The sequence below is a fragment of the Barnesiella sp. An22 genome, from assembly GCF_963931395.1.
GTDB classification, from domain to species: domain Bacteria; phylum Bacteroidota; class Bacteroidia; order Bacteroidales; family Barnesiellaceae; genus Barnesiella; species Barnesiella merdigallinarum.
In genome coordinates this window covers 1115006-1138344 of record NZ_OZ007014.1, presented here as the reverse complement: position 1 = coordinate 1138344, position 23339 = coordinate 1115006, and the positions used below count along the sequence as shown (strand labels likewise).

Below are 23339 nucleotides of genomic sequence, written 5' to 3'. Positions count from 1 at the left end.
AACGGCACGATGGATTTCCTGATTTACCTGCTGCAAGTGCACATTGCACTCTCGCTGCTTTTCATAGCCTACAAGGCCCTCTCGGCCCGCAACACCCACCTGGTCACGAGGCGGGCGCTGCTGCTGGGTATCCTGCTGTTTGCCCTCACCTACCCGCTCTATCGCCTCCCCTCCGTGGCCGACGCCATGCCTCATACGCTGCAATTCACACTGCCCGAACTGTCGATAGCGCCGGCCGCTGCGGCCCAAACCCCGGCCAGCTTCAACCTCTATCGACTGGGAGCCTGGCTCTATGGCGGCATAGCCCTGCTGCTGGGGCTGCGCATGGTCATACGGCTGCTCTCCATCGTGGGGCTGCGCCGGCGGGGCCGGTTATACCGCGAGGGAGCCTGGCGCATTGTCTTCTGCCCCGAGCCGATACAACCCTGCTCGTTCTTCCACTGGATATTCCTGCCAGCCTCGATGGCCGATACCTCCGATGCCCGGGCGACCATTCTCAAACACGAGAAGGCGCACATCCGACAAATGCACACCCTCGATATTCTGCTGGGCGAAGTGGTAGCCGTGCTCTGCTGGATGAATCCGCTGGCTTGGCTGCTGCTGAAAGAGATACGGCTCAACCTCGAATACCTGGCCGACCGCGCCGTACTGGCCGACGAGCCCGAGAAGCGCGCCTACCAATACCTGCTGCTCGACCTGGCCCTTGACAACCGACCGCATGCCTCGGCCATACCTTTCGGCCATTCGTTTCTGAAAGAGCGCATCGCCATGATCAACCGCCGGGCCTCCTCGACACGGTCGCGGTATCGCTACCTCCTCGTGCTGCCGCTCTGCCTCCTGCTCGTCGTCGGGAGCCAGAGTTGCCGACAATCGGCTGACCACAAGGCTGCCAACTCGCCAGCCACGACCACCGAAACCCTGCCCCAAACGGCCACACTCCGCGAGGTACCCGAGCAAGAACCCGTATTCGAGGTAGCCGAGGTGATGCCCGAATTTCCCGGTGGGCCCCAGGCCCTCTTCGAGTTTATCCGGGACAATCTCAAGTATCCCCAGGAGGCTATCGACAACCAGACCGAAGGTCGCGTAATCCTCCAGTTCGTGGTCGACAAAAGGGGGAAAGTGAACAATATTCAAGTCAAACGAAGCATCGACCCGGCACTCGACCGGGCCGCCATCGACGTAGTGCGTGCCCTCCCTGCCTGGAAACCGGGCATGCAGAACGGCAAGCAGGTGAATGTGCGATATACCTTACCGATTGTCTTCAAACTATCCTGACCAATTTGTATACCTTAAATAAAATTTTACTGCAATGAAAAAAGAACTGTTATTCGCTGCCCTGGCTTCCGTAAGCCTCCTGTTGGCCGGCTGTAATGCCAACCCTCAACAAACCGAAACGGCCGCTCCCGACGCATCCGACACCGCCACCGAAACGGCCGCTCCGGCCCCAACGCCCACCGACTCGGTATATGAAGTTGCCGAAGTGATGCCCGAGTTTCCCGGCGGCACACAAGCCCTCTTCAAGTTTATCAGCGAAAATCTCGAGTATCCCCAACACGCCATCGACGGCCAAATCGAGGGGCGTGTGATTGTGCAATTCGTGGTCGACAAAACGGGGAAAGTGGGTAATATTCAAGTCGTTCGCAGCATCGACAAGCTTCTCGACCAGGCCGCTATCGACGTGGTGCGTGCCCTCCCTGCCTGGAAACCGGGCATGCAGAACGGCCAGCCGGTGAACGTGCGCTACACGTTGCCCGTCAGCTTCAAGCTGTCATAAGCCAACCGCTAAAAACCGATTCATCGCAAAAACCAAGTATGGCTCGGGGGCTGGTCCCAACCAACCGTACCCCGACCATGCCATACCCGATTTCGAACCACACCCCAATTCGTTTCCACTATGAGAAAAACAAGTTGCTTCATCTTCCTTTTGGGGGCTCTGTGTCTCCCCAAAAGTCATGCCGCACGACCCGACGGAGCCATACCCTTTATCTTCGACAGTCACCTCTATCTGCAGGCCACGCTGAACGATACCGTACCGGTCACGATTATCTACGATACCGGGGCCGACTTCCTCTATCTCGATAAGGATTTTCTGGAGCTGAACCACCTGCAAGAAGCCTTCGGACGCAAAGGTACGGCCCGCATGGGCGGTGCCGGCAACAGCGACCCGCAGCGGGTCGACATCTTCATCGACCCGATTAAAATCAGGTGCGGCAAACTGGACTACCAGAACAAGATAACCCCCATCATCGGGTTACGCGATATTCTGGGGCGATACATCGACGGTCTGCTGGGCAACACCCACCTGTTGCAGGCTCCTTTGATGATAAACTTCAGCGAGAGCTACATCGCGCCTTTGGCCGAGCCCCTCCCGCCCGACTCGCTTGCCGGCTACCACAAGCTCGAAACCCGATTCGAAGAGAACCGCATCGACGTGAAGGCACGCCTGCAAATCGACTCGGCAAACGTGGTAGAAGGCTGGTTCCGTATGGATTTGGGCAGTGGTTCCACCGTCTCGCTCACCAACGAGAGCTCCTCGGCACTTCACCTCGACCAGGTACCCAAAGCCTATTTCCGCACACAAGCCGGCGGCGTGGGTGGCGGTTCCGAAGACATCACGCTAAGAGCCTCCCGCTTCTGCTTGGCCGATACGCTCGACAATCTGGTCATCGACTGCTCACTCAACCAGAAAGGGGCCTTATCGTCCAACCGCCCCTATGTGGGTATCATCGGCAACGAAATCTGGTCGCTCTACGATATAGTGATAGACCCGCTCCACGCCTCGGTTTGGGTAAAACGCAACCAAAACGAAGGCACCTACTCCCGGTCGTCGCTCTCGCACATGGCTACCGTCGACCGCACCGACATCAGTGACGGCTGGATTGTCAACGGCCTCTATCAAGGCGGCATCGCCGAGCGGGCCGGCATCGAAATAGGCGACACCATCATAGCCATAAACGGTCGGCCGGTGAAAGAGATAACCTGGGAGGAGCAACGAAACGGTTTGGGTCTCAAAGGCGAAACCCGGTATACGGTACGAAAGGCCGACGGAAAAACCGTCACCTACCGACTCTTCATTCACGACCAGATTATCTGACCCCGCAAAGAGCCCCCAATCAAAGACAATACAAAAAGCTACTCAACAGCAACACAAAACGACTGAAAACAAAAACCGGCAAGCAATCCTGCCTGCCGGTTTTTATCGTTTACACTGCTCGAGGCGAGCCGATCGGTTTCCCTCTATTCGATGGCATAAAACGGGGAACTCCTCTATACTCCCGAACTGCATCTGTGCAACCAAAACTCTCGAGAAGCTGCAAACGCCATCATCCTATCTTCGTAGGATTTTTTGTCCCCTTTCCCAATTACCTAAACTATTTTATCAGCTCTATAATGCAAACTTCACCTTACAAATATAAAACTAATTTCTAAAAAGTGCATAAGAGGGGTTAAAAATTAACATTCTCAATCTCCTATTTTTGAAGCTCAAAAATACGGTACAACTCCGATAGAATGGGCCATCCCCACTCTCAAAAAAAATTCTGTACAGAAACTATTGCGACTCACAACCAACGCCCGGCAAAAAGGGCATGACCGGGAACCGACAGGACTAATGGCGCTCGGTGCGCGACGCATCGATACGCAACAGCACAAAGAGCAGAATGGTAAATCCCCACAACGACGAGCCGCCATAGCTGAAGAAGGGCAAAGGTATCCCTATCACCGGGCACAACCCGATGACCATACCCACATTCACCGCCAGGTGGAAAAAGAGTATCGACACCACACAATAGGCGTAGACCCGACCAAAGGCCGAGTGCTGTCGCTCACCGATAGCAATGAGGCGGAAGATAAGGGTCACAAAGAGCAGAATCACCCCCACAGCTCCCCAGAATCCCTCCTCTTCGCCGATGGTACAGAAGATAAAGTCGGTATCCTGCTCGGGCACATACTTCAGCTTGGTCTGTGTTCCGTTGAGGAAACCCTTCCCCCAGAAGCCGCCCGACCCGATGGCAATCTTCGACTGGTTCACGTTATAGCCGGCACCCCGCAGGTCCTCCTCCATACCCAGTGCCACCTTGATACGCTTTTGCTGGTGAGGCTCCAGTACCTCGTTGAAGGCATAGTCGACCGAGAAGAGGAAAACCACCGACACGAGCGCCGTAGCCAGTATGGTGAGCACGCGCAACGAGCGGGTCGAGAAGTAAAGCACCAGCAGATACACCGTCGTAGCCACCGTAGCCCCTATGCACACATAGAGCAGATTGACCGGCACGTCGAAGTAGAGCAGCACACCGCACACCAGCCCTACGGCCAGATAGCCCCACAGCAGATACCGGGCAGCCCGTCCGTTCTTCTGATAGAGCAACAGCATACCGGCCACCACCAGGAAGATGAGGATAAACACCAGCACCTCGCCGGCCGCCACACTCCCCCACATGAGGCCCGAATACTTGACCGCCACCACAAAGTAAACGATGGCACACAGCCCGTAGAAGAGGAAGAGCCCCGACAGACCCTCGCGATAAAGCACAAAGATGAGCGAAGCAAAGACCAGAGCCGACCCGGTCTCCTTCTGGGCAATAATCAGGACAATAGGCAGCACGATGATGCAGATGGCCTGGATGAGGTCGCGCCGGTTCTTCAGCGAAAAGCCGTAGGTCCCGAACGACTTGGCCAGGGCGAGCGCCGTGGCAAACTTGGCAAACTCGGCCGGCTGCAAACTCACCGGCCCCAGCACCAGCCACGAGTGCGACCCCTTGATGTCGGGGGCCAGAAATATGGTGGCAATCAACAGCAGTATCAGAATGCCGTAAAAGAGGTAGGCATAGGCTTCATAGACCCTGAAGTCGACCATCAGAATCATAAAGGCCAGCATGAGCGAGAGCCCTATCCACATGAGCTGCTTGCCCGACCGCTCGGCAAAATCGAAAATACTGGCATTGTCGAAGTCGTAGCTGGCGGCATAGATACTCACCCAGCCGCAAAAGATGAGGATGAGGTAGAGAATCACCGTCATCCAGTCGATCGAACGCCATATGTTAGTGCTTCTTGACTCCACTGTAAATAATCGTATTGGACTGTAACATACGTTCTTCGAGATATTTCCGCTCCGGGGCAATCTCCCGGTTCAGATACATCTCCATCATCAAGCTCCCGATAGGCACGCCGTAGGTGGCCCCGAAGCCGGCATTCTCGACATACACGGCAATCGCAATCTTGGGGTTGTTCATGGGAGCAAACCCCATGAAGGCCGAGTGGTCTTTGCCGTGAGGGTTCTGAGCCGTACCCGTCTTGCCGCACACCTCGACTCCGGGAATGGCCCCGATGCGGCAGGTACCGCCGGTCACCGCCATGCGCATACCCTCGACCACATAGTCGTAGTAGTGCGCGTCGACCATCGTGTGCTTGGGGGTGGTATACTCGGCACTGATGGTCGAGTCTTGTATCTCGCGAATGAGGTGGGGCGTGTAGTAATGGCCCCGGTTGGCGATGGTGGCCGCCAGATTGGCAATCTGCAACGGGGTGGCCAGCACCTCGCCCTGCCCGATGGCCACCGATATGATGGTGAGGGCGCTCCAGCGGTTCTCGCCGTATATGTTGTTGTAGTAGTTGCTGTTCGGAATAAAACCGCGACTCTCGCCCGGCAGGTCTATGCCCAGCCGGTAGCCGTAGCCCATCGAGACCAGATAATCCTTCCAGATGTTGAAGGCCTCGGCGGCCGACTTGTACTTGGTGCGGTTGTCGATCATCGAGCGCAACCCGTAGCAGAAAAAGGCGTTGCACGAGGTTTGCAGGGCCGGCCTCAACGCCAGAGGCGAAGCGTGCCCGTGGCATCCCACCTTCAACCGTCCCGCCACGAAACCGTGGTAGCAGGGATAGAGCGTGTTCTCGGTGATGATACCCTCGTTGAGGAAGATGAGCCCCTGCGTGGGTTTGAAGGTCGAGCCCGGCGGATAAGCGGCCATCAGCGCCCGGTCGTAGAGCGGTTTGTATTTGTCGCGATTCAGCTTCAGGTAGTTCTTGCCCCGTTCGCGCCCCACCAGCATCGAGGGGTCGTAGGTGGGGCTCGAAACCATGGCCAGCACCTCGCCCGTCGAGGGCTCGATGGCCACGATGGCACCTATCTTGTTCTGCATCAGCTTCTCGCCATAGGCCTGCAGCTCGATGTCGATCGAGAGCTTCAGGTTCTTACCCGATACGGGGGCCACGTCGTAGCGGCCATCCTCATACCGTCCCTTGATGCGGCCGTGGGCATCGCGCAAGAGAATCTCCACCCCCTTTTCGCCACGCAGCACCTGCTCGTACGACCGCTCGATACCCAGGTCGCCCGTGTAGTCGCCCCGCTTGTAGTAGTCGTCGCGCTCGATGTCGCGGGGCGACACCTCGCGGATGTTGCCCAGCACATTGGCCGCCACGGGGTAAGCATACTGGCGCAGCATGCGGTTCTGGATGAAGAAGCCGGGGAATCGGTAGAGCTTCTCCTGCAGGCGGCCATAATCCTGGGCCGAGAGCTGTGTCATGAAAGTCTGGGGCGTATAGGAGGAGTATCCGGGATTGAGCCGCGGGTTCTTCATGTCCTCCATGCGCTTGTCGAACTGCTCGCGGGTGATACCCAACGTGCGGCAGAAGTCGAGCGTATCGAAGGGACGCACCTCGCGCACAATCATCATCACGTCGTAGGCCGGCTGGTTGAACACCAGCAGCTTGCCGGTGCGGTCGTAGATGAGGCCTCGCGAGGGATATTGGGTCTTTTTCAAGAAGGCATTGCCGTCGGCATACTGCTTGTAATCGTCGTTGAGTACCTGCAACGAAAAGAGGCGCACGATGTAGATACAGGCTACCGCCAGCACGATGCCCCCGATTACATATTTGCGTTTGGCCAGCTTATAATCTTTTCTCACGTCCGATCTTCGTTAAACTGTCCATTCCCAAAACCACCAGAAACGTCAGTGCGGTACTGGCTACGACCCGAAGGATGAGCCGCCCGACGTTGAGCAGGCTCAACGACTCGACCAGAAACAGCACCACGCAGAAACAGAGCGAAAGCGTGAGGAGATACCGCACATAGAGCGACATGCCGAAGCTGCGAATCGACGGAATCGCCTCGGCATAATCTTCGCCTCGCGGCGTATAGAGGTTCAACACCGGCTTGCGCAAAGCCGCCATCACCACACACGCGAGGGCATTCATACCCGGCGTGTTGCTGAAGATGTCGATTGTGAGACCCAGCACAAAAGCCAGCGTGAGGGTCCAGTTAATCGAGAGCGACAAGGGCAGCCGCAAAATAAAGTAGATGTAAAAGAAGGGTATGGCTACCCCGAACAGATGTATGTCGTTGCCAATCGTCACCTGCAACAGCACCATGACGATAAACAGAAACAGGTATCGCAGCCAGTTACTCATAGCGGGCCTCCTTTTCCAGTTGGTCTTGCTCCTCTTTCATGCGGTTCGAGATGATGCGCACATATCCCAAACAGCTGAAGTCGGTACTCAATTTCACCCGCAGCGCGTAGAAGTTGTCGTCGCGCTGCTTCTTGTAGTCGCTGATGACTCCAATCATCAACCCTTCGGGGAATACCGACGAGTAGCCGCTGGTCACAATCGTGTCGCCCGGGGCAAACTCGACATGACGGGGCATCTCCTCGAGCACGGCATAGCGGGGACTCACGGCGTCCCACACCAGCGACCCGAAGTAGTCGCTCCCCTTCACCTTGCAACTGAGGCGCAACTTGGGATTCAGCACCGAGATAGCCACGGCATGATGCTCGCCCACCACGTTGATGATGCCCACCACACCGTTCTGGTCGACCACCCCCATCTCGGGCTCTATGCCTTCGGCACGCCCTTTGTCTATGGTGATGTAGTTGTTGGTCTGGGCCACGCTGTTGTTCACCACGCGAGCCACCACGAAATCGTAGTCGTGCAGCACCGAGTCGGCCGGAATCGTATCCTTGCCCGCTGCAGCCCGGTAGCTGTTGAGCTGCTCCTTCAGGTTGACCACCTCCATCTCGAGCTCACCGTTGCGCAGCTGCAGGTCGCGGTTGGCCTGGCGCAAGCCCAGATACGAGGTGACCTCCGACTGCAAGTCGTAGACCACCACCGCCACCCGGTTGGCCGACGAGAAGTAGACACTGCGCTGATAGGGATTGCGCCCGAACAACAAGACGCAACTGAGCACCACATAGAATGCAAAAACAATCCATGAGCTATGTCGCCACAAAAAATCGATCAAATTGCGCATTGTTTCCTCGTTTGTCTACCAACAACGAGTTACAAAGGCTTTTTCGGCCTCTGTAACTCGTCTCTATACTTGTCATACCCGGCCGGGACAACCCGGCCCTCTCGTCGTCCGCTCTTATCGGATGAGGAACGAGAACTGGTCTATGTTCTTCAAAGCCACGCCCGTGCCTTTGGCCACAGCATGCAGGGGATCGTCGGCAATGCGGAAGGGGATACCTATCTTGTCGGTCAACCGTTTGTCCAAGCCTCTCAGCAGGGCACCGCCACCGGCCAGCCAGATACCGTTGCGCACGATGTCGGCATAGAGTTCGGGGGGGGTATGCTCGAGGGCGTTGAGTACGGCAGCCTCGATTTTCGAAATCGACTTTTCGATACAGTGGGCAATCTCCTGATACGAAACGGGTACCTCCATCGGCAGGGCCGTCATGCGGTTGGGACCGTGCACCACGTAATCCTCGGGGGGATTGTCGAGCTCGGTCAGAGCCGAACCGACGTTGATCTTGATCATCTCGGCCGTACGCTCGCCCACCTTCACATTGTGCTGGCGACCCATGTACTCCTGAATATCGCTCGTCAGGTCGTCGCCGGCTACCCGTATCGAGTTGTTCGACACGATACCGCCCAGCGAAATCACGGCGATTTCGGTCGTACCGCCACCTATATCTACAATCATGTTGCCCTCGGGAGCCAACACGTCGAGACCGATACCGATGGCAGCAGCCATAGGCTCGTAAATCATGTAGACGTCGCGGCCGCCGGCATGCTCCGACGAGTCGCGCACGGCACGAATCTCGACTTCGGTACTACCCGAAGGGATACCTATCACCATACGCAGCGAGGGCGAAAACCAGTGGCTCTTCGAGCTTACCATCTTCACCATGCCGCGAATCATCTGCTCGGCAGCGTAGAAGTCGGCAATCACACCGTCGCGCAAGGGGCGTATCGTGCGTATGTTCTCATGAGTCTTTTCATACATCAAACGAGCTTTTTCCCCGACTGCCAGCAGCTTGTCGGTACGCTTGTCCAACGCAACCACCGACGGCTCATCGACCACAATCTTGTCGTTGTGGATAATCACCGTATTGGCCGTACCCAAGTCGATGGCTATCTCCTGCGTGAAAGAAAACAATCCCATATTGACTATTCTTTTTTAATGTTTAATATTAGTGTTTGAAGTGCCGTATGCCGGTCATCACCATAGCCATGCCGTTCTTGTTGCAATAGTCGACCGACTCGTTGTCGCGAATCGAACCGCCCGGTTGTATCACGGCATTTACCCCGGCCTCGTGGGCTATCTCCACACAGTCGGCAAAGGGGAAGAAGGCATCGGATGCCATCACGGCTCCCTGCAAATCGAAGTGGAACGAACGGGCCTTCTCGATGGCCTGACGCAGGGCGTCGACACGCGAGGTCTGACCGATACCGCTGGCGCAGAGCTGACGGTTCTTGGCCAGTACGATGGCGTTCGATTTGCTATGTTTTACAATCTTGTTGGCAAACAGCAGGTCTTCGACTTCGGCAGGAGTTACCGACTTGTCGGTTACCTGGCGCAGCTCCTCGGGTTTCTCGCGATAGAGGTCGCGGTCTTGTACCAGCACGCCGTTGAGCAGCGAGCGGAACTGACGGGCAGGAGCCTGGAAGGGTTTCTGCACGAGCACGATGCGGTTTTTCTTCTGCTCCAAAATGGCGAGGGCCTCGGGGTCGTAAGCCGGAGCGATGCACACCTCGAAGAAGATTTTGTGCATCTCCTCGGCCGTAGCCTTGTCGACCGGACGGTTGGTGATGAGCACACCGCCGAAAGCCGATACGGGGTCGCCGGCCAGGGCATCTTTCCAAGCCTCGAGCAGCGTGTCGCGCGAGGCCAGACCGCAGGCGTTGTTGTGTTTCAGAATGGCGAAGGTGGTCTCGTCAAATTCCGAAATCAGCGAAACGGCGGCATCGATGTCGAGCAGGTTGTTGTACGAAATCTCCTTGCCGTGGAGTTGCTCGAACATCTCGTCGAAGTTGCCATAGAATACACCCTTCTGGTGGGGATTCTCGCCGTAGCGCAGCACCTTGGCGTGGTTGCCGGCATAGCGGAAGGCCGAGCCTTCGCCACCGTCGAAGTAGTTGAAGATGGCGCTGTCGTAGCCCGACGACACAGCGAATGCCTCTTTGGCAAACCAGCGGCGGTCTTCGAGCGAGGTGTTGGCACCCTTCTCTTTCAGCAGCGAGAGCAGCGGGGCATATTGGGCTTTCGAAGCCACGATGACTACATCCTTGTAATTCTTGGCAGCGGCCCGGATGAGCGAGATACCGCCTATATCTATCTTCTCGATGATGGCGCTCTCGTCGGCACCCGAAGCTACCGTCTCTTCAAACGGATAGAGGTCGACGATTACCAGATCGATCGAAGGTATTTCGTATTGAGCGATTTGCTGTTGGTCGGTTTCATTCTCCCGACGGTTGAGGATTCCGCCGAACACTTTGGGGTGAAGGGTCTTTACCCGGCCGCCCAGAATAGAGGGATAACCGGTCAGGTCCTCGACTGCACCGCAAGGGATTCCCAGCGATTCGATAAACGACTGCGTGCCGCCGGTCGAGATAAATTCTACTCCTTCGGCATGTAAGAGTTTCAAAATTTCGTCTAAGCCATCTTTATGAAAAACCGAGACAAGAGCTGTTTTAATTTTCTTATTTTCAAGCATAAAGCATTACACCATATAAATTTGCCACAAAAATACAAAAATATATAGGTTTTGCCTTGCATAATCGGCGAAAGTTTTTCATCAAGAGCCAAATCTTTTTATAGGGTAGAGTCCAACAGCAAATGCAAAACTACAAAACGTTTATGAAGAATCTGTATTTGGGCGAATCAAAATTAAGTTTTTCCCGAGGTCTTCGATTCAATTTCTTTTGTATCTCTTTGATTTTCCAGTCGGAGAAATCCTGAAAGTTGGCCTTTTTTGGGATATATTTCCGAATAAGCTTGTTTGCATTCTCAATGGCTCCTTTCTGCCAGGCTGAATAAGCATCCGTAAAATAAACCTTAACTGGCGGCCTACCTTTGAGGCTGAGTTGTTTGGTTATCTCCTGATGTGCTGCAAATTCACAACCGTTGTCGGTGGTAATCGTATGTATCGTTTGCCTATATGGGAACAGCAGTCGGATGACCGCCCGGGCCGTCGGTAGGGCTTTCCGTCCCTGAGGCAACTTTTCCATGAGTATGAAATTGGTCGAACGTTCGGTTAGGGTGACGATGGCATGACCGCAGGAGTCGATGATGGTGTCCATTTCCCAATCGCCGAATCGGGTTCCGTCTGCCTCCTTGGGGCGCTCGTGTATGCTTGTGCGGTTGGGTATATTGGTCGCTTTTGTCGGACACAGGATTTTGCCTCGCTTTTTGTATTTGAGCCCATGAGGCATATGCAGAGCCAGTTTCCCGGTCGTATCGGCATGGACATGGTTGTAGATGGTCTGCTTGGCGATGTGGATACCTTCTTTCCTGAGTACTCCCGCTATCTGGGCCGGAGACCATTCCTCCTCTTCGATCATGCGCTCAATTCGCCACCATAGATCTTCCGGTTTCCTGTGATGGCCCTTAAATCCGTGCTTGCGGCTATCACACTGCCTCTGAGCATATTTCCATATATACTCTCCTTCCGGCTTTGAGTTGCGCCTGATTTCCCGACTGACTGTCGATTTTGATACTCCTATTTCCTCTGCTATGCGAGAACGGCTCCATTTCCTTTTCAGACCAAGATATATTTCATATCTTTGGGCTTCGATTAGTTGATTTGACATGGCAATACAAAATTAATTAATCGTAGGGAGATTTCGGTCTCCCTTTTTTGTATTGCTGTTGGACGCTCTCAGGGGCTTTGCGCCCCCGCCGCTATGGCTTCCCCCGCAGTGTTTTTCATAGTTCTTGTTCCTTCCTTACTCGAAAAACGTTGCGTTTTGATTTGGATTCTTCACAAATCTTTTTATAGGACTCTCTTTTAACAAGGTTATCGCCTACGAATATCGAACAAAAGGGGAGGCGCGCTCGTTATCCTTTCTCAAAAAAACATACTCTTTAACCCGAAAAAAGAGAACGATTATGAAAAAACTAAGTCTATTTCTGGCGCTGCTGGCCTGTGCGGTTTCCGTCGTCGGGGCACAAGAGCGTACCATCACCGGCCAGGTTATCTTTGCCGACGACAACGAACCCATCATCGGGGCCACCATACTCGTACCGGGTACCTCGATAGGCACCAGTACCGACCTCGACGGCAACTTTACCCTCCGGGTTCCCGACTCGGCCCGCGAGGTGACCGTCTCGTACGTGGGCATGGCTACCCGGCAGGTTCCCATTGCCGACCGCATGGAGATCGTACTCGAGAATGCCGACCACAAAATCGACGAGGTGGTAGTCACCGCCCTGGGTATGAAGCGCGACCGCAAGGGGCTGGGCTATGCCGCCCAGGACCTGAAAGGCAACGAACTGAACAAGGCGGGTACCACCGGCCTCTCCGACGCCATGCAGGGCAAACTGTCGGGCGTGGAGATTGTACCCTCGAGCGGCATGCCGGGGGCCTCGTCGCAAGTGGTCATCCGGGGAGCCCGCTCCTTTACCGGCAACAACACCCCGCTCTATGTGGTCGACGGCATGCCCATCCAGTCGACCCCCGACTTCTCGACCGGCCAGAGCGTGAGCGGCACCGATATTGCCGACCGCTCCATCGACATCGACCCCAACGACATCGAGAGCATCAACGTGCTCAAGGGGCAGGCGGCGGCCGCCCTCTACGGCATCCGGGCCTCGAACGGTGTGGTGGTCATCACCACCAAGAGCGGGCGCGGGCTCTCGATCGGGCGACCTCACGTCACCTTCACCACCAACCTCAGTGCCGAGACGCTGTCGCGCCGCCCGCAGGTGCAGAAGCAGTGGGCCCAGGGCTATTACAGCGACTCGCAGCAGGCCCAACGGTTCGACCCCACCTCGTCGATGAGCTGGGGCCCCCGCATCGATGCTCTGCCCGACGACCCCACCTATGGCGGCAACGTGGCCACGGCCTTGAACAACTACGACACCTCGGGGACCCAAGGCCTCTACTATGTGCCCCAGCTGGCCCAGGCGGGCGAAAATCCCTGGGTAGCCCCCGACGTCTACGACAACATCGGCGACTTCTTCCGCACGGGGGTCACCTTCAACACCTCGCTCAACATCAGCCAGCGGTTCGAGAAGGGTAACTACTCGTTCGGTATCGGCACCGCCCAACAGGACGGCGTGATTCCCTCGACCGGCCTCACCCGCTACTCGGTGCGGGGCATGGCCGAGGTCAACCTTAGCGAAGAGTGGAAGACCGGCTTCTCGTCCAACTTCGTGCGCAACAACATCGACAAGGCCCCCACCGCCAACAGCGGCGTGCTGGGTGCCGTCTACGGCGCACCGCCCAGCTACAACCTGCGGGGCATTCCCTACGCGCTGCCCGAAGACCCCTATACCCAAATCAACTACCGCTCGCTCACCTTCAACAACCCCTACTGGGCCACGCGGCACAACTCGTTCAACGAGAACACGCACCGCTTCTTCGGCAACACCTTTGTCGAGTATACCCCCCGGATTGACTGGAGCAGCGACAAAAAACTCTCGACCCGCTGGCAAATCGGTATCGACGCCTACACCTCGCGCTACAAAAACATCTACGAATACGGTTCGCAGGGGCAGGCCGGCAGCATCGAGTCGAACGGCGTGACCAACGTCATCTTCAACTCGCTCTTTACCGTCAACTACGAGATGAACATCACCGACGACTGGCACCTCACGGCCATGGTGGGCAACGAAATCAACCAGGAAAACAAAGCCTTTTACGAAGACTACGGCCAGAGCTTCAACTTCGGCGGCAACCCCACGATACAGAACACCGCGATACAGAGCGCATCGACCTCGGTACTGCGGGCCCGCACGGTGGGATTCTTCGGCAACGCCACCCTCTCGTGGCGCGACCAGGCCTACCTCAACGTCACCGGCCGTGAAGATGTGGTGTCGACCATGCCCCGCGGCCACCGCGCCTTCTTCTACCCCTCGGTGTCGGTAGCCTATGTGCTCACCGAACTGGAACCTCTGCAGGGAAACCCCGTCCTCACCTTTGCCAAGGTGCGGGGCTCGTTTGCCCAGGTAGGGCAGGCAGGCCGCTACTACAACAACTACTACGTCACCCCCAGCTATACCGGCGGCTTCTGGAGCAATCCGCCCATACTCTACCCCCTCAACGGCATTACCGCTTATGTGCCTTATGCCGAGCTGTACGACCCCGACCTGACGCCCCAGAACACCAACTCGTTCGAAGCGGGATTCGACCTGCGGCTCTTCCACAACCGGCTTGCCGCCAGCTACACCTTCTCGCGGCAGAACATCAAGAACCAGATATTCCCCGTGCCGCTGGCCGGTTCGACCGGCGCCGCCCAATACGTGACCAACGGCGGTAAGATACACACCGACGCCCACGAGATAGAGCTGAACGGCGAGATTTACTCCACGGCCGACATCACCTGGGACCTGGGAGTCAACTTCACCGTCATCCGCAACCGGGTCGACGAGCTGGCTCCTGGTGTGACCAACATCTTCCTCGGCGGCTTCGTCACGCCGCAGGTCCGGGCCGGTGTGGGCGACTACTACCCGGTCATCTACGGTACCGCCTTCAAGCGCGACAGCCAGGGCCGCATCCTGGTCGACGAAGACCCCAACAGCGCTACCTACGGCATGCCCATGGCTTCGGGCAACCCGCAGGTCATCGGGCAGTGCGCCCCCGATTTCACGATGGGCATCAACACCTCGTTCCGCTACAAGCGGCTTTCGCTCTCGGCCACCTTCTCATGGCGGCACGGCGGCGACATGTATTCGGGCACCAACGGCCTGATGGACCTCTACGGCATCAGCAAGAAGACCGAAGAGCGCACCACCCCCTTCGTCTATCCCGGCTATAAGGCCGACGGCATCCCCAACGACATCGTGCGGGGCGGAGCCGACGATGCCGGAGCCTACGAGACCCTCTATGCCGACGTGCTGGGAAACATCGACGAGTCGTACATCTACGACGCTTCGTTCTTCAAACTGCGCGACCTCACCGTCAAATACCAGTTCCCCCGCGTCGGAATATTCGACATCTCGCTTTTTGCCTTTGCCCGCAACGTGCTGCTGTGGGCCAAGATGCCCAACCTCGACCCCGAGTCGTCGCAGGGCAACAACAACATGAGCGGTACCTTCGAGCGATTCTCCCTGCCCCAGACCTCGAGCTACGGAGGGGGACTCACTGTAACTTTCTAACCTTCAAACACGACATGGATATGAAAAAGCTCATCTATATCTTCTGCGCCGCCAGCCTGCTCACCGCCTGTACCGACGACGTGATGGACCGCCTCAACCGCAACGAAAACGACCCCGAAGAGGTGCCGGCCCGCTACCTCCTCACCGATGCCGAAACGGCTTCGGCCGTCAGTGTCGTTTCGGGCGACTTCGCCTTCTATACGGCTGTTTACATGGAACAGCAGGCGGGCATCTTCAACCAGATGTACAACGCCGAGATGCGTCTCGCCGAGGTCTACTCGGCCGCTACCTTCAACAACGCCTGGAATGCCACCTACCGCAACCTGCTCGCCCTCAGGATTATCCGCGAACGCTGCGCAGCCGGCGGTGCCGAGGCGGGCTCGAACCATCTGCTGGGTATGGCTCAGGTGCTCACGGCGCTGAACCTGGCTACCCTCACCGACCTCATGGGCGATATTCCCTGGAGCGAAGCCCTGCAACCCGGTGCCGTTTACCAACCGAAGCTCGACAGTCAGGAGTCCATCTACCAGGATGTCTTCGACCTGCTCGACGAGGCTATCGACAACCTGCGGAAAGAGGATCTGGCTACCCTCACCCCGGTGGGGACGCAAGACCTCATCTACGGCTCGCTCGATGCCGACCGACAGGCCGAGCTCTGGATCAAGGCAGCCTATGGTCTGAAGGCCCGCTATGCCCTCCGCCTCTCCTTCCGCGAACCGCGCTACGACCAGGTAATCGACTATGCCGACAGCTCCTTTGTCTCATCCGACGAACAACTGGCCTACCCCTACGACGGCAGCTCGTCGATCAACCCCTTCTATGCCTTCTACCTGAACCGCCGCTACTTCGGGGCCAGCGAGAGCCTGCACCAGAAGCTCGTCGAGCGGAACGACCCGCGCGAAAGCCTCTTCTTCAAAGCCTATCCCGGTACCGGCCAACTGGTGTTCGCCCCCAACGGCGCACCCGAGCAACGGCAGGGCTACTACGGCATATCGGGTCTGCTCTCGCCTACACGCCCCACCCTGCTGCTCAGCTACCACGAATTGCAGTTTGTCAAGGCCGAGGCGCAAACCCGACTGGGCCAGACCGGCGATGCCATCGGCTCGCTCTACAACGCCGTGGTGGCCGCCTTTGCCCAGGTGGGTCTCTCGGCCAGTGAGGCCGACGACTATTTCCAGAACGTCGTCCTGCCCCGCTTCGAGGCCGACCCCCTCGGCGAAATCATCAACCAGAAGTATCTGGCCTGCTACGAGGGCGAGGTGCTGGAGACCTACCACGACTACCGGCGCCTCCTGGCCATGGGCGAGGGTGACCTCCTGCCGCTCGCCAATCCCCTGCCCTTCCCGCTGCGGCTCCCCTACGGCAACAGCGACGTGGTGAGCAACGACCATGTGGCCCAGGCCTACGGCAACGGCGACTACGTCACCACCGAACCAGTGTGGTGGGCCGGAGGCAGCCGATAGCGAATCGAACAAAGTCTGTCATTGTCAACCTTTCAAAAGCAGCCGGCTCCGCTTCCGGGGGAATCTCCCCGGGGCGGAGCCGGTCGTTTATCCTATCGCGGTTATCCTCGAGACAAGCCGCGGCATTTATCGGTTCTTGCGCATGGTATAGCGGCTGATGCCCAGGCTCTCGTAGCTGCGGCGCAGCTCCTCGTCGTTGTCCGAGATGACCAGCAGCCGGTCGCCCGGCTCGAGCTGAGTATGCCCTTTAGGTACGAAATATTGCGTGCCCCGCTTCACCATCACCACCAGCGTATTGTCGGGCAGCGAGAGGTTCAGCAGCTTATTGCCGCCCGCCAACGTCTCCTCGGTCAGCTCTATCTCACTCATGGCCGACTTGATTTCATCGGGCAGCGCCACGTTGAAAATCTCCTTCTCCTCGCTCTTGCCAATCAGTCCCAGCCAACGGGCCATGGCACTCACGGTGGTGCCCTGCACCAGCAGAGAGACGATAGTCACGAAAAAGACCACGTTGAAAATCATGCGGGCATTGGGTATCTCGGCCGACATGAGCGGATAGGTGGCAAAGATGATGGGCACGGCACCCCGCAATCCCACCCACGAAATATAGACGCGGGCCCGGGTCGTGAACTTGCGGAAGGGCAGCAGACTCACAAAGACCGAGAGCGGACGCGAAACCACTATCATGAAGAGGGCGACCAGCAGACTCACACCGGCCACGGCGGGCAGCTCCGAGGGGTTGACCAGCAACCCCAGCGTGAGGAACATCACAATCTGGAACAGCCAGGTAAAACCGTCAAAAAAGGTGGTGAGACTACGCTTGTGCACCAACTTGCGGTTGCCCACCACCAACCCGGCGATATAGACAGCCAGATAACCGTTGCCCTGCAACAGGTTGGTAAAGGCAAAGACAAAGAAGACACAGGCCAGCAGCAACACGGGATAGAGCGACTCGTTGGGCACGTCGATGCGGTTGATCACCCACACGATGGCATACCCCAGCGCGAAACCCAATGCCGCCCCTACGACCAGTTGCAGCACCAGCAGCAGGATGGCATCGCCCCAGTCGACCGTACCGATTTCGATAATCTGGATAAGCAGCAGGGTGAGCATATAGGCCATGGGGTCGTTACTGCCGCTCTCCAACTCGAGCGTGGGACGCAACCGCTCTTTCAGCGAAATGCCCTTCGACCGCAGAATCGAAAAGACCGAAGCCGAGTCGGTCGACGACATCACGGCCGCCAGCAACATCGACTCGAGCAGCCCCAGCTGAAAATCGCCGGGCAGGAAATCGGAGAGCGAATAGATGAAAAGTCCCGTGAAGACCGTCGTCATCAGCACCCCCAGCGTGGCCAGCGTCACACCCGGGGCCAGTACCGGTTTTATCTCGCGATACGAGGTATCCATACCGCCCGAAAACAGGATGATACACAGGGCCACCGTACCGATAAACTGGGCCGCCGGCGCACTGTCGAAGTGGATGCCGAACCCGTCGGAGCCGGCCAACATGCCCACCCCCAGAAACAGCAACAGGGCAGGCACTCCGAACCGGGCACCGGTTTTACCTACAAGCACACTCAGGAACAACAAAACGGCTCCTACCAACAAAACATTTTCGGGACTGATAACCATAAAACTCTCTTTTCGAAAAAACGGATCAAAGATAAATGATAGTGAAAGTCGAGAGCAAGAGCAAAGGGAATCGCAGTTTTTACTTTGACTATGCCGAGCCGCATCCTCTCTTCGTGGTACAAAGATAAATAAAAAGCGCGAGACCTACAACACCACACCCTCCGGCGGGGAGATAAAAGCGCCCCTTTTCTCCTTGAACAAAAGATTTTGAGAAGTGTTTAATAGACAATCATTTTAACCACACGTCAAATATGAAAAAATCGGATATAGGTCTCGTGGGACTGGCCGTCATGGGCGAGAACCTGGCCATCAACCTCGAGTCGAAAGGCTACCGGGTGTCGCTCTACAACCGGCTGCACCCCCACACGCCGCAGGTCGTCGACCGCTTTCTGGCCAGCCAGGGCGAGGCGAAACGGTTTTACCCCACCTATTCGCTGGCCGAGCTGGTGGAGTCGCTCGAGAGGCCGCGCAAAATTCTGTTGATGATTCGGGCCGGCGAACCGGTCGACGAGACCCTCGCCGCCCTGCTCCCGCTGCTGTCGCGGGGCGACATCGTCATCGACGGCGGCAACTCCGACTATCGCGACACCCGACGTCGGCAACAGACGCTGCGCGAGAAGGGTATCTACCTGGTAGGATGCGGCATCTCGGGTGGCGAAGAGGGAGCCTTGCACGGCCCCTCGATCATGCCGGGCGGCGACGAAGCGGTGGCCGGCGAGGTGCTGCCGCTGTTGCAGGCTATCGCTGCCCGACTCGACGACGGTACCCCCTGCTGTGCCTGGACAGGCCCCGACGGCTCGGGACACTTTGTCAAGACGGTACACAACGGCATCGAATACGGCGACATGCAACTCATCGCCGAGACCTACTCGCTGCTGCGCATCAAACTGAAAAACGACCACGAGGCGATGGCCGACACCTTCGAAGCGTGGAACAGAGGGGTGCTGGAGAGCTACCTCATCGGCATTACCGCCCCCATCCTGCGCTATCGGGAGGAAGACGGCGGCTATCTGATAGACCGCATTGCCGACCGGGCCCGCCAGAAAGGCACCGGCAAATGGAGCGTCGAAGCGGCCCTCGACAGCGCCACCCCGCTCTCCGTCACCACCCAGTCGGTCTTTGCCCGCTTCCTCTCCGACCGGGCGCAAGAGCGCACCCGGGCACACAGGCTCTACCCCGACATCGACCCGGCTCCCCTCCTCGACCTCGATGTCGACGACCTGCACCATGCCCTCTACGCCGCTAAAATCATGGCCTATGCCCAGGGGTTCGACCTGCTCTACCAGACCTCCGTGCAGTACGACTGGCACCTCAACCTCTCGACCCTGGCCACCATCTGGCGCAAGGGGTGCATCATCCAATCGCGTTTTCTCCGCGAGATTGCCACCGTATACCGGCAGGCAGGCCACTACGAACCGTTGCTCTTCAACCCCTACTTCCGCGAGAAGATAAGCCTCTGCCTCCCCTCCTGGCGCCGAGTGGTGGGGGCGGCACTCTCGGCCGGAGTAGCCCTGCCGGCTCTGACGGCAGCACTTACGGCCTTCGACGGCTGGCGGTGTGCCAAGTCGCCCGCCAACCTCATACAGGCCCAGCGCGACTACTTCGGGGCCCATCTCTACGAACGGGTCGATGCCCCCGAGGGGGTACTTTTCCACACCGACTGGCTCCGCCGCGAGCCGACCCACACGCCCCAATCTACCCAACCCGATTAACGAAACAACCGCTATGAACAAAATACCCGACAGTCAGATTCTGGTGATTTTCGGCGCCTCGGGCGACCTGACTCACCGCAAACTCATCCCCGCCCTCTTCGAGCTTTTCGAGCGAAAACTCCTCCCCGCGAAATTCCTCATCGTGGGGGTGGCCCGCACCCGGCAGAATACCGAGGAGTTCCGCCAGTCGCTCCTCGACTCGATGATTCAAAACCGCACCACCTATGCCATCGACAACCCGCACCTGACCGATTTCCTGCGCAGCGTCTACTACATCGTGTGCGACACCACCCGGGGCGAAGCCTACGAAGCGCTGTTCCGGGAGATTGAGCAACTGCGCAACGCCGCCGGCATCGACGACAACCTGCTTTTCTATCTGGCCACACCGCCGGTGATGTATCCGACAATCGCCTCCTCCATCGAGGCCCGGCACCAAAACCGGTCGGCCGAGGGGTGGCGACGCATCATCATCGAGAAGCCCTACGGCAGCAACGAGGCCGAGGCCCGCGCGCTCGACCGGCTGCTCTGCGCCATCTTCCCCGAGCGCGAAATCTACCGCATCGACCACTTTCTGGGAAAGGAGACGGTGCAGAACATTCTGGTGCTGCGCTTTGCCAACAGCATTTGGGAACCGCTGTGGAACCGCAACTACATCGACCACATCGAAATCACGGCTACCGAGACGCTGGGGGTAGAGCAACGCGGTCTCTACTACGATTCGGCCGGGGCCCTGCGCGACATGGTGCAGAGCCATCTGCTGCAAATCATGGCCTTCATCGCCATGGAGCCGCCCGCCACCTTCGAGCCCGAGGCCATTCGCGACGAAATAGCCAAGGTGTTCCGTTCGCTGCGGCCGCTCTCGCCCGACGACATCGCCCGCCACACCCTGCGGGGGCAATATGCGACCGGCACCGTCGACGGTCAAAAGGTACCCGCCTACCGCGACGAACCCCGTGTCGACCCGCAATCGACCACCGAGACCTTCGCAGCCCTCAAGCTCTACATCGACAACTGGCGCTGGGCCGACGTGCCCATCTACATCTACACCGGCAAACGGCTGGCCGAGAAGCGGTCGAAGGTGGTCATCCACTTCCGCAACACACCCCGCACCTTCTTCCCGGGGCAGTGCTGCGGCAACTCGTGCAACCAGCTGGTCATCACCCTGCAACCCGACGAGAGCATCCGCCTGCGCTTCGGGCTGAAACAACCCGGCACCAACTTCGAGGTGAGCCAGGTGAGCATGGACTTCTTCTACTCGTCGCTTATCGAGACCCGCCTGCCCGGCGCCTACGAACGGCTGCTGCTCGACGCCATGCGGGGCGACTCGCTGCTCTACTCGCGCAGCGATGCCCTGGAGCTGAGCTGGCACTTCCTGGCTCCGCTGCTCGAGAGCTGGGAGCGCGACGGAGACGAAGGCCTCATCACCTACCCCGCCGGCTGCAAAATACCCCGCGAGGTGGTCGACCGCATCCTGCCCGATCCCTGTCTGCTCGAAGAAAATGCCTGTACCCTTTGTAATACCCGTCGCCCATGAACTCGACCCCCGTACAATTCTACCCCGATGCCGCCAAATCGCTCATCGCCCTCACCGAAGCTCTGCTCGTATCGGTAGCGGCCCGCACCCGCAAACCCTTCTACCTGGCCCTCTCGGGCGGCGAGACGGCACAGCAGCTCTTTGCGTTGTGGCGCAGCCGCTACAACGACCCCGTGCGCTGGAAAAACGTGCACTTCTTTTGGGTAGACGAGCGGTGTGTGTCGCCCGACAGCGAGGAGAGTAATTTCTATTGGGCCAATCACCTGTTTTTCACCCCCGTAGGAATACCACCCGAACACATCCACCGCATCCGGGGCGAGGAGCCTCCCGCCCGGGAGGCCGAACGATATGCCCGCCTCATTGCCGGGCTTCTGCCCGACCACGAGGGGGTACCACGGTTCGACTGCACCCTGCTGGGCATCGGCGAAGACGAGCATGTGGCCTCGATATTCGGCAACGACACCGACCTGCTACGCTCGGACGACCTCTATGCCGTATCGCAACAACCCGTCACCGGACAATACCGGGTGACGCAGACCGGCGAAGTGATACTCGCCTCCCGCGAAATACTCATTGCATTGGTTGGGGAACGGAAAAAAGAGCTGCTGCACCGGCTGGTTACCCGCCAGGAACCCACGGTGACACCCGCCACCTACATACTCTCGCACACGTCGCGGGCTACTATCTTCACCGAGATCGAACTACACAGCCGGGAACTGTCACTTTAACAGGTCGGGGCGCAGACGACGCGTGCGCTCGAGCGACTGTTCGTGTTTCCACTCATCGATTTTGCGCTGATGCCCCGAGAGCAGCACGTCGGGCACACGCCACCCCTTGTACTCGGCCGGGCGCGTATAGACCGGCGGGGCCAGCAGGTTGTCCTGAAACGAATCGGAGAGGGCCGACTGCTCGTCGCCGATGGCTCCGGGGATAAGCCGCACGATGGCATCGCACATGATGGCCGCCGCCAACTCGCCGCCGGTGAGCACATAGTCGCCTATCGACACCTCTTTGGTGATGAAGTGCTCGCGTATGCGGTAGTCGATGCCCTTGTAGTGGCCGCACAGAATAATGAGGTTGCCCGCCATCGAGAGGCTGTTGGCCATGGGCTGGTCGAACTGTTCGCCATCGGGAGTGGTGAAAATCACCTCGTCGTACTCCCGCTCGCTCTTCAACTGGGTGATGGCCCGGTCTACCGGCTCGATCTGCATCACCATACCGGCCTCGCCCCCAAAGGGATAATCGTCGACCTTGCGGTGCTTGTCGAGCGAATAGTCCCGCAGGTTGTGGACCACAATCTCGACCAGTTTCTTATCTTGCGCCCGCTTCAGAATGGAGTAGTTCAACGGGCTCTGCAACAATTCGGGCAGTACGGTGATAATATCGATGCGCATCATAACACTCACAATTTGTCTGCAAAGGTAGCCTTTTCCCCCGGTTTCGCAAACTCGGGAAGGGCAATCTCG

At 57.9% G+C, this 23339-nt stretch carries 17 protein-coding genes; 8 read left to right on the top strand and 9 right to left on the bottom strand.

The window, feature by feature from the left end:
• The first annotated feature begins 9 nt into the window (after positions 1 to 9).
• The 3 genes from ABGT88_RS04610 to ABGT88_RS04600 all read left to right on the top strand — a co-directional run bounded on the left by ABGT88_RS04610 (position 10) and on the right by ABGT88_RS04600 (position 3094).
• Positions 10 to 1275, top strand: coding sequence for a M56 family metallopeptidase (locus tag ABGT88_RS04610; protein WP_346700680.1), 1266 nt, complete (start codon positions 10 to 12; stop codon positions 1273 to 1275).
• A gap of 34 nt (positions 1276 to 1309) precedes the next feature.
• On the top strand, positions 1310 to 1774 hold the full coding sequence (locus ABGT88_RS04605; protein ID WP_346700678.1) for a TonB family protein: 465 nt from the start codon (positions 1310 to 1312) through the stop codon (positions 1772 to 1774).
• A 120-nt stretch (positions 1775 to 1894) separates the two neighbouring features.
• Positions 1895 to 3094: a PDZ domain-containing protein gene (locus tag ABGT88_RS04600; RefSeq protein WP_346700676.1), complete on the top strand. Its 1200-nt coding sequence runs from the start codon at positions 1895 to 1897 to the stop codon at positions 3092 to 3094.
• Positions 3095 to 3607: 513 nt separating this feature from the next.
• Here ABGT88_RS04600 and rodA read toward each other — a convergent pair.
• The 7 genes from rodA to ABGT88_RS04565 all read right to left on the bottom strand — a co-directional run bounded on the left by rodA (position 3608) and on the right by ABGT88_RS04565 (position 12024).
• Positions 3608 to 5059 carry a rod shape-determining protein RodA gene (rodA, locus tag ABGT88_RS04595; RefSeq protein WP_087408187.1) on the bottom strand — a complete coding sequence of 484 codons (1452 nt, stop codon included), beginning with the start codon at positions 5057 to 5059 and terminating at the stop codon, positions 3608 to 3610.
• A complete protein-coding gene (gene mrdA, locus ABGT88_RS04590) occupies positions 5040 to 6902 on the bottom strand; it encodes a penicillin-binding protein 2 (protein WP_087408188.1) in 1863 nt (620 codons plus the stop codon). The genes rodA and mrdA overlap by 20 nt, the downstream gene beginning before the upstream one ends.
• Entirely contained in the window at positions 6886 to 7404 is a 519-nt protein-coding gene (mreD, locus tag ABGT88_RS04585) for a rod shape-determining protein MreD (protein WP_346700673.1), read from the bottom strand. Before mreD ends, mrdA begins: the two co-directional genes overlap by 17 nt.
• Positions 7397 to 8242, bottom strand: coding sequence for a rod shape-determining protein MreC (mreC, locus tag ABGT88_RS04580; RefSeq protein ID WP_087408190.1), 846 nt, complete (start codon positions 8240 to 8242; stop codon positions 7397 to 7399). Before mreC ends, mreD begins: the two co-directional genes overlap by 8 nt.
• Before the next feature lie 114 nt (positions 8243 to 8356).
• The gene (locus ABGT88_RS04575) at positions 8357 to 9376 is read right to left on the bottom strand and encodes a rod shape-determining protein (RefSeq protein WP_087408191.1); all 1020 of its coding nucleotides are present in this window, start codon (positions 9374 to 9376) and stop codon (positions 8357 to 8359) included.
• 28 nt (positions 9377 to 9404) lie between these two features.
• The gene (gene purH, locus ABGT88_RS04570; RefSeq protein ID WP_346700670.1) at positions 9405 to 10928 is read right to left on the bottom strand and encodes a bifunctional phosphoribosylaminoimidazolecarboxamide formyltransferase/IMP cyclohydrolase; all 1524 of its coding nucleotides are present in this window, start codon (positions 10926 to 10928) and stop codon (positions 9405 to 9407) included.
• Between the two features lie 130 nt (positions 10929 to 11058).
• The gene (locus tag ABGT88_RS04565; RefSeq protein WP_346699950.1) at positions 11059 to 12024 is read right to left on the bottom strand and encodes an IS30 family transposase; all 966 of its coding nucleotides are present in this window, start codon (positions 12022 to 12024) and stop codon (positions 11059 to 11061) included.
• A gap of 298 nt (positions 12025 to 12322) precedes the next feature.
• Here ABGT88_RS04565 and ABGT88_RS04560 point away from each other — a divergent pair, with 298 nt between their 5' ends.
• Complete coding sequence (locus ABGT88_RS04560) at positions 12323 to 15532, top strand: SusC/RagA family TonB-linked outer membrane protein (protein WP_346700668.1); 3210 nt, start codon at positions 12323 to 12325, stop codon at positions 15530 to 15532.
• Positions 15533 to 15552: 20 nt separating this feature from the next.
• Positions 15553 to 16995, top strand: coding sequence for a SusD/RagB family nutrient-binding outer membrane lipoprotein (locus tag ABGT88_RS04555; protein ID WP_346700666.1), 1443 nt, complete (start codon positions 15553 to 15555; stop codon positions 16993 to 16995).
• A 126-nt stretch (positions 16996 to 17121) separates the two neighbouring features.
• On the opposite strand, the gene ABGT88_RS04550 is transcribed toward ABGT88_RS04555, so the two are convergent.
• Positions 17122 to 18627 carry a potassium/proton antiporter gene (locus tag ABGT88_RS04550; RefSeq protein ID WP_346700664.1) on the bottom strand — a complete coding sequence of 502 codons (1506 nt, stop codon included), beginning with the start codon at positions 18625 to 18627 and terminating at the stop codon, positions 17122 to 17124.
• Positions 18628 to 18878: 251 nt separating this feature from the next.
• Here ABGT88_RS04550 and gnd point away from each other — a divergent pair, with 251 nt between their 5' ends.
• Genes gnd through pgl form a run of 3 tightly spaced genes read left to right on the top strand, consistent with a single transcriptional unit; the run spans position 18879 to position 22601 of the window.
• On the top strand, positions 18879 to 20339 hold the full coding sequence (gene gnd, locus ABGT88_RS04545; protein WP_298663371.1) for a decarboxylating NADP(+)-dependent phosphogluconate dehydrogenase: 1461 nt from the start codon (positions 18879 to 18881) through the stop codon (positions 20337 to 20339).
• Positions 20340 to 20352: 13 nt separating this feature from the next.
• The gene (zwf, locus tag ABGT88_RS04540) at positions 20353 to 21873 is read left to right on the top strand and encodes a glucose-6-phosphate dehydrogenase (protein ID WP_346700662.1); all 1521 of its coding nucleotides are present in this window, start codon (positions 20353 to 20355) and stop codon (positions 21871 to 21873) included.
• A complete protein-coding gene (gene pgl, locus ABGT88_RS04535; RefSeq protein ID WP_258326573.1) occupies positions 21870 to 22601 on the top strand; it encodes a 6-phosphogluconolactonase in 732 nt (243 codons plus the stop codon). Before zwf ends, pgl begins: the two co-directional genes overlap by 4 nt.
• On the opposite strand, the gene trmD is transcribed toward pgl, so the two are convergent.
• Entirely contained in the window at positions 22593 to 23267 is a 675-nt protein-coding gene (gene trmD / locus ABGT88_RS04530) for a tRNA (guanosine(37)-N1)-methyltransferase TrmD (RefSeq protein ID WP_206422479.1), read from the bottom strand. The two genes, pgl and trmD, sit on opposite strands and share 9 nt — an antisense overlap.
• Positions 23268 to 23339: the final 72 nt, after the last annotated feature.

Coding starts and splice junctions, on each gene's coding strand:
- ABGT88_RS04610 (WP_346700680.1), top strand. CDS start 10: ATGGATTTCCTGATTTACCTGCTGCAAGTGCACATTGCACTCTCGCTG.
- ABGT88_RS04605 (WP_346700678.1), top strand. CDS start 1,310: ATGAAAAAAGAACTGTTATTCGCTGCCCTGGCTTCCGTAAGCCTCCTG.
- ABGT88_RS04600 (WP_346700676.1), top strand. CDS start 1,895: ATGAGAAAAACAAGTTGCTTCATCTTCCTTTTGGGGGCTCTGTGTCTC.
- mreD (WP_346700673.1), bottom strand. CDS start 7,404: ATGAGTAACTGGCTGCGATACCTGTTTCTGTTTATCGTCATGGTGCTG.
- mreC (WP_087408190.1), bottom strand. CDS start 8,242: ATGCGCAATTTGATCGATTTTTTGTGGCGACATAGCTCATGGATTGTT.
- ABGT88_RS04575 (WP_087408191.1), bottom strand. CDS start 9,376: ATGGGATTGTTTTCTTTCACGCAGGAGATAGCCATCGACTTGGGTACG.
- purH (WP_346700670.1), bottom strand. CDS start 10,928: ATGCTTGAAAATAAGAAAATTAAAACAGCTCTTGTCTCGGTTTTTCAT.
- ABGT88_RS04565 (WP_346699950.1), bottom strand. CDS start 12,024: ATGTCAAATCAACTAATCGAAGCCCAAAGATATGAAATATATCTTGGT.
- ABGT88_RS04560 (WP_346700668.1), top strand. CDS start 12,323: ATGAAAAAACTAAGTCTATTTCTGGCGCTGCTGGCCTGTGCGGTTTCC.
- ABGT88_RS04555 (WP_346700666.1), top strand. CDS start 15,553: ATGAAAAAGCTCATCTATATCTTCTGCGCCGCCAGCCTGCTCACCGCC.
- ABGT88_RS04550 (WP_346700664.1), bottom strand. CDS start 18,627: ATGGTTATCAGTCCCGAAAATGTTTTGTTGGTAGGAGCCGTTTTGTTG.
- gnd (WP_298663371.1), top strand. CDS start 18,879: ATGAAAAAATCGGATATAGGTCTCGTGGGACTGGCCGTCATGGGCGAG.
- zwf (WP_346700662.1), top strand. CDS start 20,353: ATGAACAAAATACCCGACAGTCAGATTCTGGTGATTTTCGGCGCCTCG.
- pgl (WP_258326573.1), top strand. CDS start 21,870: ATGAACTCGACCCCCGTACAATTCTACCCCGATGCCGCCAAATCGCTC.
- trmD (WP_206422479.1), bottom strand. CDS start 23,267: ATGCGCATCGATATTATCACCGTACTGCCCGAATTGTTGCAGAGCCCG.